Origin of the sequence: Bosea sp. F3-2 (assembly GCF_008253865.1) — a bacterium.
In the GTDB taxonomy this organism is placed as follows: Bacteria; Pseudomonadota; Alphaproteobacteria; order Rhizobiales; family Beijerinckiaceae; genus Allobosea.
On the sequence record NZ_CP042331.1, the window covers coordinates 503,334 to 516,109 of the forward strand.

The window sequence follows — 12,776 nt, forward strand, 5'->3', positions numbered from 1 at the left end:
CGGGCCTGCGGCCCGCCCCGGAATGACGAGGATATTTCCGGTGGGGGGCGGCGGGATACCCGAGCTTCGCCGCCTCAGTGCAGCTCGGTATGATCGATCCGGTAGCGGCCCTTCCGGTCGCGCCGGAAGAACTCCTTGGCGCGTGGATGGCGAATGGGCGCGCCGGAATCGTCACTGACGAGGTTCTGCTCGGAGACATAGGCGACGTATTCCGTCTCCTCGTTTTCGGCGAAGAGATGATAGAAGGGCTGGTCCTTCGACGGGCGCATGTTCTCCGGGATCGCCTCCCACCATTCCTCGGTGTTGGAGAAGACCGGGTCGACGTCGAAGATCACGCCGCGGAACGGGTAGATGCGGTGCTTGACCACTTGCCCGATCCGGAATTTGGCCGAACGCGCTTCCATGACTCATCCATACTGAGCCGGCCGATCCGCCGCCGGCTTACGTTCTCGCCGCCCTTGCGAGAGCAATGCGTCGTAAATGCGTCGAAATCAATCGATCACCCCGTATTGTCCCATCACATTCCGTAGCGTTGCGCGAGATCGGGGTCGCGGGCCGCGACCTGGCGAGCGAGATCGACGATCACTTTGGCCTGCTTCCAGGTGGCGTCGTCCTGCATCTTGCCATCGATCATCACGGCGCCGGAGCCATCCGGCATCGCCTCAAGGATGCGCCTGGCGAAGGCGACCTCGGCCGGGTCGGGGCTGAACACGCGCTTGGCGATGTCGATCTGCGAGGGATGCAGCGTCCAGGCACCGGCGCAGCCGAGCAGGAAGGCGTTGCGGAATTGCGCCTCGCAGGCGGCGCCGTCGGCGAAATCGCCGAAGGGGCCGTAGAACGGCTTGATCCCTGCGGCCGCGCAGGCATCGACCATCTTGGCGAGCGTGTAGTGCCAGAGATCCTGCTGAGCGACGGCGCGCGGCCCGCCATCGGGGGAGGGGTCCGCGATCACCTTGTACTCCGGGTGCCCGCCGCCGACCCGTGTCGTCTTCATGGCGCGCGAGGCGGCAAGGTCGGCGGGGCCAAGGCTCATGCCGTGCATGCGCGGCGAAGCGGTCGCGATCGCCTCGACATTCTTCACACCCTCCGCCGTTTCCAGGATGGCGTGGATCAGGATCGGTTTCGGCAGGGCGTGGCGTGCCTCGAACTGGGCGAGGAGCTGATCGACATAGTGGATGTCCCACGGCCCCTCGACCTTCGGCACCATCACCACGTCGAGCTTGCCGCCGATCTCGGCCATGATCGCGGTGATATCGTCGAGGAACCAGGGCGAGTTCAGCGCATTGACGCGGGTCCACAGGCCGGTCTTGCCGAAATCCACCGCCTTGCCCATGGCGATGAAACCATCGCGGGCGGCCTGCTTGGCCTCGACCGGGATCGCGTCCTCCAGATTGCCGAGCACGATGTCGACCTGGGGGGCGAGCTCGCCGACCTTGGCGCGGACCTTCTCCAGATGCGGCGGCACGAAATGGATCATGCGCTCGAGCCTGAGTGGCAGCTCTCGATAAGGATCCGGTGCGCCGATCGCGAGCGGACGGAAGAACTGGCGCGGCGTCTTGGTCGTCATCGGCGGCTCCTGTTGCGTTGCAGCAATGTGAACCAGGTTGCCGAGGGCGTCCATGATGCTTTTGACGACTGCTAGGATATTGTGCCTAAGCCAATATTCCTATCGATCCTGGTGGGTAAATTTACCTAGGCATATGGTCCTTCGGTGGCGATGCGGCGCTCAGCGCCGCTGGCTGGCCAAGAGGAGCCGTTCGGGGCGATCCTGGCAGGCGCGGTAACCATCGCCGCTCTTTCTGCCGATAGAACGGATTTTATCGACTACATTGCGTTCGGTTCGCGCGAAAACCCGGTGCGGCCATTGCATGGAGCGACATGCGGCCGCTATGACCGACCCCCGCAGCCAGTCTTTCCACCTGCGTCTCGAGACGCTGGATGCGCTGCGCCTCCTGGCCGCGCTTTCAGTCGCGCTGTTCCACTTCGGTTTTCGGGGCCTGACGCTCGATCTGACCGATGTCGCGCTCCCCAGCTATGAGGCGGTGCTCAAATACGGCTACCTCGGCGTGCAGCTGTTCTTCGTGATCAGCGGTTTCGTGATCGCCTATTCCGCCGAGGGGCGGACGCCGACCCAGTTTGGCATTGCCCGCTTCGCACGCATCTACCCGACCTTTCTCCTGTGCATGACCGTCACCTTCCTGGCGGTGGTGGCTTTCGGCAGTCCGCGCCTGCATGCGACGGCCATGCAATGGGCGGCCAATCTGATCATCAAGCCGGCGCTGCTTGGCCAGGAGGCATTGGACGGCTCCTACTGGTCCATCTTCTACGAGGTGGTCTTCTACGCCTGGGTCTTCGCCTTCATGGCCATGGGGCTGTTCAAGCGTGCCAACTATCCGGCGATCGTCGTCGGCTGGCTGCTGATCTCCGTCATCGACCGGGCGACGATCTCCAGCGGCGTCATGCGCTATCTCGTCCTGACCGATCAGAGCGCCTTCTTCTGTGCCGGACTGCTCCTCTATGCCGCCTTCCGCGATGGCTACCGCCGGAAGACGATTGTCCTGCTCGGTTTCAGCACTGTCGTCGCGATCTACCAGTCGCTGCAGCTCGCGCAATGGAGCCGGGAGCACTATCAGGTCGGCTACAGCGACACCGTGGTGGCGGCGGCCTGCATCGCGATCATCGCGATCGTGGCTGCGGCGATCCGGTTTCCGCAGACGCCCCTGCCGTCCCGCCTGATGCTGGCGGTCGGTGGGCTGACCTATCCGCTCTACCTGCTCCACCAGCACATCGGCTATGTGGTCTTCAATCAGGTTGGCTCGGCGATGCAGCCCCTGCCGCTGGTGGTCGTCGTGACGCTGGGGATGGTCGTTGCCTCCTATCTGATCTGGCGCTTCTTCGAACGCCCCGCCCAGAGCTGGACGAAATCCGTTCTGACACGGTTGGTGCCAGGCATGCCGGCCGCCCTGCTGTCAGGGCATGGCGCACGGCGGAAGGAAGGGATTGCCAACTGATCGCCTTCGCGATTTAGGCTCGGGGCCGATCAGTTGGATTGTCTTGTGTTTCTTCGTCTTTTTCCGGGACGGCGAGCGTCAACCCGGCTCGCCGGGCCGTCGAGGAAAATGGAGCCATCCGCGGATCGTCCGGCCCCTTGGCCGCCCTGATGCCAGGATCGATCGCTTCCCGATGGCCGACCTTCTCAACATCTTCAATCTGGTCGCGCCCTTCTTCGGGCTGATCCTGCTCGGCTTCGCCATTGGCCGCTACAAGCAGCTGCCCGAGGAAGGGCTCGCCTGGCTGCAGTTCTTCCTGATCTATGTCGCGCTGCCGCCGCTGTTCTACCGGCTGATCGCCGACAAGCCGCTGAGCGAGCTCGCCAACTGGAAGTTCATCGCCGGCACGACCACGGCGACCTTCTGCGCCTTCTGCCTCTCCTTCGCGCTCGGGCTGAAGCACAACAAGGGCGACATGCCGCAGGCGGTGATGCAGGGCGTCGCCGGGGCCTATTCCAACATCGGCTATATGGGCCCGCCGCTGATCCTGGCGGCGCTCGGGCCGGAGGCCAGCGCGCCCGTCGTGCTGATCTTCGTCTTCGACAGCGTCCTGCTGTTCTCGCTCGTTCCCCTGCTCATGGCCGTCGCGGGTGTCGAGAAGAAGAGCGTGCTCGCCACCAGCCGCGAGGTGATCTGGCGGGTGTTGAGTCATCCCTTCAACGTCGCGACGCTGGCCGGCGTGCTGGCGAGCTATTTCAAGCTTGAGCTGCCTACGGCGATAGACCGGATAGTGCTGTGGCTCTCGCAGGCGGCTGCGCCCTGCGCGCTCTTCCTGCTCGGCGTCACGGTGGCGCTCAGGCCGATGAAGACGATGCCCGCCGAGGTTCCGGGGCTGGTCGCGATCAAGCTCCTGCTGCACCCGCTCTTGGTCTGGGTGCTGCTGTCGGCGGTGGGCGGCATCCCGGCGCACTGGATCTATGCCGCGATCATCATGGCGGCGCTGCCGCCGGCGCTGAACATCTTCGTGATCTCGACGCAGTACCGCGTGGGCGTCGAACGCGCCTCGGCCTGCATCCTCGTCGGTACCATCGTCTCGATGATCACGCTGCCGGGCTTCCTGTGGCTGGTGAAGACGGGCAGGATAACGGCTGATCTCTTCCATTGAGGTACCGGATGCTGCCGCTGGACGATCTGCTGGTTCTCGATTTCTCGACGCTCCTGCCCGGTCCGCTGGCGAGCCTGTTCCTGAGCGAGGCCGGCGCCCGCGTCATCAAGATCGAGCGGCCGGGCGGCGAGGACATGCGCGGCTTCCCGCCGCGCTTCGGCGAGACGGCGGCGCCCTTCGCGGTGCTCAACCGTGGCAAGGAAAGCGTCGAGATCGACCTCAAGGCTGTGGATGCGCTGGCGCGGCTCACTCCGCTGATCGCGAAGGCCGATATCCTGATCGAGCAGTTCCGGCCGGGCGTGATGGAGCGACTCGGCTTCGGCTATGAGGCGCTCAAGGCCCTCAACCCGTGCCTGATCTACTGCTCGATCAGCGGCTACGGCCAGCACGGCCCGCGCGCGCAGGAGGCCGGCCACGACATCAACTATCAGGCGCTTGGCGGCCTGCTCGGCCAGTCGCTCAAGCGTGGCGAGACGCCGCCCTTGCCGCCGCCCCTCGTCGCCGATATCGCCGGTGGCACCATGCCGGCCGTGCTCAACATCCTGCTGGCGCTCAGGCAGCGCGAGCGCAGCGGCGAGGGCTGCCATCTCGACATCGCCATGGCCGATGCCATGCCGACCTTCGCCTGGTACGGGCTGGCGCAGGGCCAGGTCACCGGCTCCTTCCCCGATGGCGGCGAAGGACTCTTGACCGGAGCGAGCCCGCGCTACGGGCTCTACGCCACCGCCGATGGCTGGTTCCTCGCCGTTGGGGCGCTCGAGCCCAAGTTCTGGCAGAGCTTCTGCGAGGGCATCGGCCTCGACGAGCGGCTGCGTGACGACCGTCGCGATCCCGAGGCGACCCGCGCCGCGATCGCGCGGATCATTGCGCGGGAAAGTGCCAGTCACTGGCGCACCGTGATCGAGCCGCTGGATTGCTGCTGCACCGTGGTCCGCACGCTGGAAGAGGCGGTATCCGATCCGCAGATGACGGCCCGCGGCCTGCTCGACGCGCAGGTCGAGGAGCCGGGTGGTCGGCGCATCGTCTCGACGCCGCTGCCGCTGGCGCCGGTGTTTCGGGAGCGGGCGGAGGGGCTGCGGAAGGTCGCTGCCAGTGGAGCGGACACGAGTAGGGTGCTGCAGGCCGTCATTCTCGGGCGAAGCGAAGCGTAGACCCGAGAATCTCTGGCCGACAGAAAAACAGGAGCCTCCCCCGGCAGGAGATGCTCGGGTCAAGCCCGAGCATGACGCTCAGTTTTCAGCGCCCCGCACCGCCCGCCAGCCCCTGCCGCATCACGAAGCGCCGCAGAGGCCCGATCTGCGAGAGCGCCAGCAGCCCCGCGCCGCGCATCAGATCGGCCGGCAGCAGATCGGTCAGCAAGGTGCGGTTGAGCGCATCGACGGCGCCGGTCCGTAGCCGGACGTCGGTCTGTCGCGCGGCATCGTAAGCCGCGATCACCGCTTCGCTGCCGGGGTCCGAAGCGCCTTCGAGCGCGTCGCGTAGCGCCGCGACGTCGCGCAGGCCGAGATTGAGCCCCTGCGCGCCGATCGGCGGGAAGACATGCGCGGCCTCGCCGATCAGCGTCATGCGGTCGGCGCCGAAGCGGTCAACCGAGAGCCCGCCCATCGGGACCTTGCCGCGCGGCCCGCTCACCGTCATCGCGCCGAGCAGCGACTGCACCTGCCTTTCGACCCGCAGGGCGAAAGCCGCATCGTCGAGCGCGGTGATGTTCTCTGCCTCCGAAGGTTCGAGCAGCCAGACCAGCGAGGAGCGGCGCCCGGGCAGGGGGACAAGCGTGCAGGGCCCCTGACGCGTGTGGAATTCGGTCGAGGCCTCGCGATGGTCGCGGCGGTGCTCGAAGATCCCCGTCAGCGCCACCTGCGGATAGCGCCAGTCCCGGCTCTCGATGCCGGCCGCGGCGCGCACCTGCGAATTGCGCCCGTCGGCGCCGATGACGAGCCGGGCCTGCAGTGCAAAACCATCACCGGAGAGGCGGATTCCGTCGGCCTCCGGTTCGATGGCGCGCACGAAGCCCGGGATCATCCGCAGGCCGGGGAGCTTGCCGACCTTGTCGGCCAGGATCGTGGTGAGATCGGCATTCTCGATGTTCCAGCCGAAAGCTTCCAGCCCGATCTCGGAGGCACGGAACTCGACCGGTGGCTGGCGGAACAGGCTGCCGCTGTCGTCGACGAGGCGCATCAGCGAAAGCGGCGCCGACTTGGCGAGCAGGGCATCCTGAACGCCGAGCTCGGCCAGCAGGCGCCAGGAGCCGTCGAGCAGCGCCACGGTGCGCCCATCGCGGGGCGTCGCGACCGGGCCTAGCAGGGCGACGCTGCGCCCTTCGCGGCTCAGCGCCAGCGCGGCTGCGAGGCCGACGGCGCCCGCGCCCACGATGGCGATATCGACCGGATCGGCGGTGTGCGTGCTCATGGTTCTTCGCTAGCCGATGAGCTGCGTCTTGGCCACGGTCCGCAAAGTCGCAAGGTGCGTTCTGCGTTCGGCAAGGATGCAGCTTTCCCGCGCGATGAACTATGGTCGGCCATCCATCCAAGGGAGATGCCATTCATGGTCAAAGCCATTCGCGCCCATAAGACCGGCGGTCCGGACGTTCTTCAGTTCGAGGACGTCACCTTGCCGCAGCCGGGTCCCGGCGAAATCCTGATGCGGAACGGGGCAATCGGCCTCAACTTCATCGATACCTATTTCCGCTCGGGCCTTTATCCCGCTCCGCAGTTGCCGTTCACCCTGGGCAATGAGAGTGCGGGCGAGGTGCTCGCGGTCGGCCCGAACGTTACGGAGTTCAAGCCGGGCGATCGTGTCGCGGTCGTCTCGGCGCTCGGCGCCTATGCCGAGGAACGGATCGTACCGGCGGCCTCGGTCGTTGCGCTGCCGGAGGGCATCTCCTACGAGGCCGCGGCCAGCATGATGCTCAAGGGCCTGACCGCCGAGTATCTGCTCCACCGGACCTACAAGGTGAAGCCAGGCGACACGATCCTCGTCCACGCCGCCGCTGGCGCGACCGGCCTCATCCTCTGCCAATGGGGCAAGGCGCTGGGCGCGACGGTGATCGGCACCGTCGGCTCCAAGGAGAAGGCGGAGTTGGCGAAGGCCCACGGCGCCGACCACGTCATCAACTATCGCGAGGAGGACTTCCCGGCGCGGGTGAAGGAGATCACCGGCGGCAAGCTCTGCGACGTGGTCTATGACGGCGTCGGCAAAGACACCTTCATGAAGTCGCTCGACACGCTGAAGCCCTTTGGCCTGATGGTGTCCTTCGGCAATGCCTCCGGCGCCGTCGATGCCTTCAACCTCGGCGTCCTGTCGGCCAAGGGCTCGCTCTATGTCACGCGGCCGACGTTGAACACGCACACTGCCAAGCGCGAGACCATGGTCGCGATGGCGAAGAACCTGTTCGAAGCCGTCACGAGCGGCAAGGTCAAGGTTCCGGTCAACGCGACCTTCCCGCTGAAGGATGCGGCGGACGCCCATCGCCTGTTGGAATCGCGCGGCACTACCGGTTCGACCGTGCTGATTCCCTGACCAAGGTCGTCATTCTCGGGCTTGACCCGAGAATCCCATGACCAGAGGACTCTGGTTTCCGAGATGCTCGGGTCAAGCCCGAGCATGACGTCGGTTAACAGTCACACCATGCGCCCGGGCAACTGGGCGCATTTTTTTGCGGAGCATGAACCCAGGCGAGAAATGCCGCGACGAATGGTTGCCAGCGCATGCTGGCGACCATTCGGGACTCGACGTTCATGTCGACCAAGTTTCGGACCACCGTTTTCCTGTTCGCGGTTCTGGCCCTTTCGGGCGTCGCGCTGGCCCAGCAGGCCAGAGGAACCGGCGGGCAATCCGCGGCGCATGCTGATGCGATCCTGCAGGGCGCAGACCAGGGACGCGTCCGCGTTCCCAACGCGCTTCGCCTGCGCTACGCCGAGACCGGCTGCACGACCGGCATTTGCTCCGAGCCGCCGAAATCCGGGCCGGTCGACGCAGCTCCCGCAGGCGATGCCTGCAGCAGCCTCGGCACGGCGCGCGACCGCAACGGCCGCGTCATCCGCCGCCTCTGCGCTTTCAACTGAAGGTGCTCCATTTCCCCGCAAAGAATCCGTCATTCCGGACAAGCTGCGAAGCAGCGCCGATCCGGAATCCATCGAGAGGCGCCAGAGCCCTATGATGGATTCCGGGTCAAGCCCGGAATGACGGCGTGGTTCTCTTCAAAGGCCAGACGCAGCGGAGCGGCGTTCGTAGGGCTCAGACCGCGATACCGTGCAGGTCATAGGCGTCGGCACGCTCGATCTTCACCGTGACGATGTCGCCCGGCCGAAGTGGCCGGCGGCTCGCGACATAGACATTGCCGTCGATCTCGGGCGCATCCCATTTCGAGCGGCCCTTGGCGACGGTCGGCCCGGCCTCGTCGATAATGACCGGGATGCGCTTGCCGACGCGGCCCTTGACGATGCGGGTGGAAATCTCGGCCTGCGCCTTCATGAAGCGGTGCCAGCGCGCCTCCTTCTCCTCCTCGGGGACGAGGGCAAGGCCGAGGTCGTTGGCCGGCGCGCCCTTGACCGGCTCGTATTTGAAGCAGCCGACGCGCTCCAGCTTTGCTTCCTTCAGCCAGTCGAGCAGGAACTGCACATCTTCTTCGGTCTCGCCGGGGAAGCCGACGATGAAGGTCGAGCGGATGGCGAGGTCCGGGCAGATGTCGCGCCACTTGCGAATGCGGTCGAGCGTGCGGTCCTGGTGGGCCGGCCGGCGCATCGCCTTGAGGACGCTGGGCGAGGCGTGCTGGAAGGGGATGTCGAGATAGGGCAGCACCAGCCCCTCCTGCATCAGCGGGATGACCTCGTCGACATGCGGATAGGGGTAGACGTAGTGCAGGCGCACCCACATCCCCATCTGCCCGAGCTCGCGTGCGAGCTCGAAGAAGCGGGTGCGGATCTCGCGATCCTTCCACATCGAGGGCGCGTATTTGATGTCGAGTCCGTAGGCACTGGTGTCCTGCGAGATCACCAGCAGCTCCTTGACGCCGGCCTTGGCCAGCTTCTCGGCCTCGCGCAGCACGTCGCCGATCGGCCGCGAGACGAGGTCGCCGCGCAGCTTCGGGATGATGCAGAAGGTGCAGCGATTATTGCAACCCTCTGAAATCTTGAGATAGGCGTAGTGCCGCGGCGTGAGCTTCACGCCCTGATCGGGCACGAGATCGACGAAGGGGTCGTGCTTCGGCGGCACCGCCTGATGCACGGCCGAGACGACGCTCTCATAGGCCTGCGGGCCGGTGATCGCGAGCACGTTCGGGAAGACGTCGCGAATCTGCTCAGGCTCGGCGCCCATGCAGCCGGTGACGATGACCTTGCCGTTCTCGGCCATCGCGGAGCCGATCGCCTCCAACGACTCGGCCTTGGCGCTGTCGAGGAAGCCGCAGGTGTTGACGATGACGAGGTCGGCGCCAGCGTGGCTCTTGGAGAGCTCATAGCCCTCCGAGCGCAGCGAGGTGATGATCCGCTCGGAATCGACGAGCGCCTTCGGGCAGCCCAGCGAAACGAAGGAGATTTTCGGCGCGACGGCGTTCATCGGCTGATGGCTCGGTCAATCTGTGAAGGAGAGGCTGCCGCGTCGGAGCACGGAAACGGCGCTTCCTTTGAACCTTTTCAGTCTGTTTGGCAATGTCGCGCCGCTCAACCGGGCCGCGCGCCTTTCTCGGCATACTCCGCCATCAGCGCGCCATAGGCCGGAAAATCGGGCTGCGTCGCGAAGCTGTGGGCTGCCGAGGTCGTGGCCCAGGGCAGCTTGTGGCTGGTCCAGACCTCGACGAAGGGCGCGAACCAGCCATGGTCGTCGAGCATGCTCGGGCGGAGGTTGACGAGGTCGTCGAGCTGTTCCGGGCACGTGAACATCCAGCTCAGGCAGTACCGGCAGAAGAAATGGCGCGTCGCGCCCTTGAGACCACCCAGCACCGGTTCGCCCTGCGTGACGGCGAATCCCGCGGCCGGCACGGCCAGCGTCAGCGAGAAGGCGCTCGCCGACATGCGCTGGCAGCCATGGCAATGGCAGGCGGAGGCGAGAAGCGGCGGCGCGCTGATGGAGATCCGCGTCCGTCCGCAGCGGCATCCGCCGGCCCAGGGAAGCTTCCAGTCGCCCGCCATCGGGTTCCCGCCGTCCGCTTCAGGCCGCGGCGCCGGTCGCGACCGGTCGCTCCGGATCCTGCGTCCAGTCGGTCATCGAGCCATCGTAGAGCGCGACCTCGTCGCGGCCGAGCACCTCCGACAGCACGAACCAGTTGGCCGCGGCGGAATGGCCGGTGTTGCAGTAGGAGACCACCGGCCCCTGCGGCACCGCTGCGAAGAGCTTCTCCAGCTCACCCTGCGCCTTGAGCTTGCCGCTGCCCGGTTCGAAGGCTCCGGCATAGTCCCGCTGGATCGCACCGGGGATATGGCCGGCGCGCGTCGCCTCGGCCGACTTCTCGCGCCCCTCGAAATAGCTGGGACCGCGCGCATCGACGAGGCTCGCCTGCTTGCTGCGCGCGGCGACAAGGGTGGCGTCGGTCGTGCTGCGCAGGCCCTGCTGCGCTACGACGGGATAGGAGTCTGCGCTCTTCGGCGCGGAAGGGCCGCGCTCGACCGGCCGCTGCGGATCGGCGGTCCAGCCCTTGAAGCCGCCATCGAGGATCGCCTGCTGGCCGTGGCCGATGAATTTCAGCGTCCAATAGACCCGCGCCGCCGCGGCGAAGTCGGTCGCGGCAGTGCCGGCCGGGACGATGACGACGTCGTCATGCGGCCTGATTCCGAGCCGTCCTGCGAGCCCCGCAAGATGGTCGAGCGGCGGCAGCATGCCAGGGGCATTGCCGATCTTCGCCCGCCAGCCATCGGCTGCGTAGTCGGAGTGAACCGCGCTGGGGATATGCCCGGTCTCGAAGGCGTCCTTGCCGCCATCGGCGGCGGTGCGGATGTCGATGATGACGAGGTTCTCGCCGCCGAGCCGCGCGGCCAGCGCTTCCGGCGAGATCAGCCCTGCGAGTTCAGCCCTGCTCATTCAGCAGCCTCCTTGTGCAGTTCGTCGATCACATCGAGGCTGTAGCTCATCTCGGCCGTTGCCCCGAGCATGATCGAAGCCGAACAGTATTTTTCCTTCGACAATGTGACGGCGCGTTCCGCCTTGGCGTGGGACAGGCCTTTGCCGGTGATGCGGTAGGCGAGATGGATCTTGGTGAAGACCTTCGGATCGGTCGTGGCGCGCTCGGCCTCGACCTCGACCTCGCAGCCGGTGACCGATTCACGGCCCTTCTTGAGGATGCTGACGACGTCGAAGCCGGTGCAGCCGGCAAGCCCGATCAGCAGCATCTCCATCGGCCGGATGCCGATATTGCGCCCGCCATATTCGGGGGCGCCGTCCATCATCACGGCATGGCCGCTGCTGGCCTCGCCCATGAAGGCCATGCCTTCCACCCATTTCGCGCGTGCTTTCATCGCGATCTCCTTCCGGATCGAGGACCGGCGGCGAAGCGCCGCCCGGATTCGTCGGGGAGGCTATGGCATCGGGCCGAAAAGTGGAAACCGGTTTTCGGCACCGCCCGATGTCGAAGAATGCCGGGTCAGGCGGCGGCGAACAGATTGCCATGCGCGATGCGCAGGCGGACCCGCTCGCCGATCGCCGGCGCGACCTGGCTGGCGAGATCGACGTCGAGGCGCTTCTTCAGCCCCTCGACCGCCACTTCCGCCCGGCGCAGCGGGCCGTTGCGGCGCAGGTACTCGACCACGCCGGGCAGGGCCAGCGGCGTCTCGTCGACGATGCGCAGATGCTGCGGCCGGACATAGAGCGAGGCCGGGCCACCCTGGTTCTGCGACAATCCGCCCAGCACCGGCCGGTCGCCGAAGAAGGCCTGGCTGCCGACGACCTTGACCGGCAGCTTGTTCACCTCGCCGAGGAACTCGCAGATGAAGGGCGTCGCCGGGTGGTCGTAGACGTCGTCGGCCGAGCCGACCTGCTCGATGCGCCCTTCGTTCAGGATCGCGACACGGTCGGCGAGTTCCAGCGCCTCTTCCTGGTCGTGGGTGACGAAGACGGTGGTGTGACCGGTGCGGCCATGCAGATCCCGCAGCCAGGCGCGCAGATCCTTGCGGACCTTGGCGTCGAGCGCACCGAAGGGCTCGTCGAGCAGCAGCACGCGCGGCTCGATGGCGAGCGCACGCGCCAGTGCCACGCGCTGGCGCTGGCCGCCGGAGAGCTGGCTGGGATAGCGCTTCTCCAGACCCGGCAATTGAACGAGATCCAGCAAGCCGTTGACGCGCTTGCGGATTTCATCATTGCTCGGGCGCTCGTGACGCGGCCGGGATTTCAGCCCGAAGGCGATGTTCTCGGCGACGTTCATCGTCTTGAACAGCGCATATTGCTGGAAGACGAAACCGATGCGCCGGTCGCGCAGGGAAAGGTCGTGCGTATCGGTCTCGCCGAAGAGGACACGGCCGCGATCGGCCTGTTCCAGCCCGGCGATCAGGCGCAGCAGCGTGGTCTTGCCCGAGCCCGACGGGCCGAGCAGCGCGACGAGCTCTCCCGGTTGGATGTCGAGTGAGACGCCGCGCAGCGCCGGGAAGTTCTCGAAGCGCTTCTCGATGGTCTCGATGGTGACGGCGACCGACATG

General features: G+C 66.4%; 13 protein-coding genes. 5 read left to right on the plus strand and 8 right to left on the minus strand.

All coding sequences use genetic code 11. The annotated features are described in order from the left end of the window. Positions 1-74: 74 nt before the first annotated feature. The gene (gene hspQ / locus FQV39_RS02440; RefSeq protein ID WP_149128859.1) at positions 75-404 is read right to left on the minus strand and encodes a heat shock protein HspQ; all 330 of its coding nucleotides are present in this window, start codon (positions 402-404) and stop codon (positions 75-77) included. A 113-nt stretch (positions 405-517) separates the two neighbouring features. Then, positions 518-1,567, minus strand: coding sequence for an HpcH/HpaI aldolase/citrate lyase family protein (locus tag FQV39_RS02445; RefSeq protein ID WP_149128860.1), 1,050 nt, complete (start codon positions 1,565-1,567; stop codon positions 518-520). A 322-nt stretch (positions 1,568-1,889) separates the two neighbouring features. Here FQV39_RS02445 and FQV39_RS02450 point away from each other — a divergent pair, with 322 nt between their 5' ends. The 3 genes from FQV39_RS02450 (at position 1,890) to FQV39_RS02460 (ending at position 5,306) form a co-directional block, all read left to right on the plus strand. Beyond that, positions 1,890-3,011 (plus strand): acyltransferase family protein, encoded by a 1,122-nt coding sequence (locus FQV39_RS02450; RefSeq protein WP_149128861.1) that lies wholly within the window; start codon positions 1,890-1,892, stop codon positions 3,009-3,011. 172 nt (positions 3,012-3,183) lie between these two features. Then, complete coding sequence (locus FQV39_RS02455; protein WP_149128862.1) at positions 3,184-4,155, plus strand: AEC family transporter; 972 nt, start codon at positions 3,184-3,186, stop codon at positions 4,153-4,155. Between the two features lie 8 nt (positions 4,156-4,163). Further along, positions 4,164-5,306, plus strand: a complete 1,143-nt coding sequence (locus FQV39_RS02460; RefSeq protein ID WP_149128863.1) for a CaiB/BaiF CoA transferase family protein — start codon at positions 4,164-4,166, stop codon at positions 5,304-5,306. A gap of 85 nt (positions 5,307-5,391) precedes the next feature. Here FQV39_RS02460 and FQV39_RS02465 read toward each other — a convergent pair whose 3' ends face one another. Continuing rightward, positions 5,392-6,564, minus strand: a complete 1,173-nt coding sequence (locus FQV39_RS02465) for a UbiH/UbiF family hydroxylase (RefSeq protein WP_149128864.1) — start codon at positions 6,562-6,564, stop codon at positions 5,392-5,394. 135 nt (positions 6,565-6,699) lie between these two features. On the opposite strand from FQV39_RS02465, the gene FQV39_RS02470 reads away from it, so the two are divergent. Both FQV39_RS02470 and FQV39_RS02475 read left to right on the plus strand, forming a co-directional pair. Continuing rightward, positions 6,700-7,674: a quinone oxidoreductase family protein gene (locus tag FQV39_RS02470; RefSeq protein ID WP_149128865.1), complete on the plus strand. Its 975-nt coding sequence runs from the start codon at positions 6,700-6,702 to the stop codon at positions 7,672-7,674. 218 nt (positions 7,675-7,892) lie between these two features. Further along, entirely contained in the window at positions 7,893-8,219 is a 327-nt protein-coding gene (locus FQV39_RS02475; protein ID WP_149128866.1) for a hypothetical protein, read from the plus strand. A gap of 172 nt (positions 8,220-8,391) precedes the next feature. Here the strand turns inward: FQV39_RS02475 and rimO are convergent, their stop codons facing one another. From rimO to FQV39_RS02500, 5 genes are all read right to left on the minus strand, one after another. Beyond that, complete coding sequence (gene rimO, locus FQV39_RS02480; protein ID WP_149128867.1) at positions 8,392-9,711, minus strand: 30S ribosomal protein S12 methylthiotransferase RimO; 1,320 nt, start codon at positions 9,709-9,711, stop codon at positions 8,392-8,394. A 104-nt stretch (positions 9,712-9,815) separates the two neighbouring features. Further along, positions 9,816-10,283, minus strand: a complete 468-nt coding sequence (locus tag FQV39_RS02485) for a GFA family protein (RefSeq protein WP_149128868.1) — start codon at positions 10,281-10,283, stop codon at positions 9,816-9,818. A gap of 19 nt (positions 10,284-10,302) precedes the next feature. Next, entirely contained in the window at positions 10,303-11,169 is an 867-nt protein-coding gene (locus FQV39_RS02490; protein ID WP_149128869.1) for a sulfurtransferase, read from the minus strand. Then, entirely contained in the window at positions 11,166-11,603 is a 438-nt protein-coding gene (locus FQV39_RS02495; RefSeq protein WP_149128870.1) for an OsmC family protein, read from the minus strand. Before FQV39_RS02495 ends, FQV39_RS02490 begins: the two co-directional genes overlap by 4 nt. 125 nt (positions 11,604-11,728) lie before the next feature. Further along, positions 11,729-12,775 (minus strand): sulfate/molybdate ABC transporter ATP-binding protein, encoded by a 1,047-nt coding sequence (locus FQV39_RS02500; protein ID WP_149128871.1) that lies wholly within the window; start codon positions 12,773-12,775, stop codon positions 11,729-11,731. Position 12,776 lies beyond the last annotated feature (1 nt).

What these genes read in the sequence shown, in the direction of transcription:
- hspQ (WP_149128859.1), bottom strand. Translation starts at nt 404, where the DNA reads ATGGAAGCGCGTTCGGCCAAATTCCGGATCGGGCAAGTGGTCAAGCAC.
- FQV39_RS02445 (WP_149128860.1), bottom strand. Translation starts at nt 1,567, where the DNA reads ATGACGACCAAGACGCCGCGCCAGTTCTTCCGTCCGCTCGCGATCGGC.
- FQV39_RS02450 (WP_149128861.1), top strand. Translation starts at nt 1,890, where the DNA reads ATGACCGACCCCCGCAGCCAGTCTTTCCACCTGCGTCTCGAGACGCTG.
- FQV39_RS02455 (WP_149128862.1), top strand. Translation starts at nt 3,184, where the DNA reads ATGGCCGACCTTCTCAACATCTTCAATCTGGTCGCGCCCTTCTTCGGG.
- FQV39_RS02460 (WP_149128863.1), top strand. Translation starts at nt 4,164, where the DNA reads ATGCTGCCGCTGGACGATCTGCTGGTTCTCGATTTCTCGACGCTCCTG.
- FQV39_RS02465 (WP_149128864.1), bottom strand. Translation starts at nt 6,564, where the DNA reads ATGAGCACGCACACCGCCGATCCGGTCGATATCGCCATCGTGGGCGCG.
- FQV39_RS02470 (WP_149128865.1), top strand. Translation starts at nt 6,700, where the DNA reads ATGGTCAAAGCCATTCGCGCCCATAAGACCGGCGGTCCGGACGTTCTT.
- FQV39_RS02475 (WP_149128866.1), top strand. Translation starts at nt 7,893, where the DNA reads ATGTCGACCAAGTTTCGGACCACCGTTTTCCTGTTCGCGGTTCTGGCC.
- rimO (WP_149128867.1), bottom strand. Translation starts at nt 9,711, where the DNA reads ATGAACGCCGTCGCGCCGAAAATCTCCTTCGTTTCGCTGGGCTGCCCG.
- FQV39_RS02485 (WP_149128868.1), bottom strand. Translation starts at nt 10,283, where the DNA reads ATGGCGGGCGACTGGAAGCTTCCCTGGGCCGGCGGATGCCGCTGCGGA.
- FQV39_RS02490 (WP_149128869.1), bottom strand. Translation starts at nt 11,169, where the DNA reads ATGAGCAGGGCTGAACTCGCAGGGCTGATCTCGCCGGAAGCGCTGGCC.
- FQV39_RS02495 (WP_149128870.1), bottom strand. Translation starts at nt 11,603, where the DNA reads ATGAAAGCACGCGCGAAATGGGTGGAAGGCATGGCCTTCATGGGCGAG.
- FQV39_RS02500 (WP_149128871.1), bottom strand. Translation starts at nt 12,775, where the DNA reads ATGTCGGTCGCCGTCACCATCGAGACCATCGAGAAGCGCTTCGAGAAC.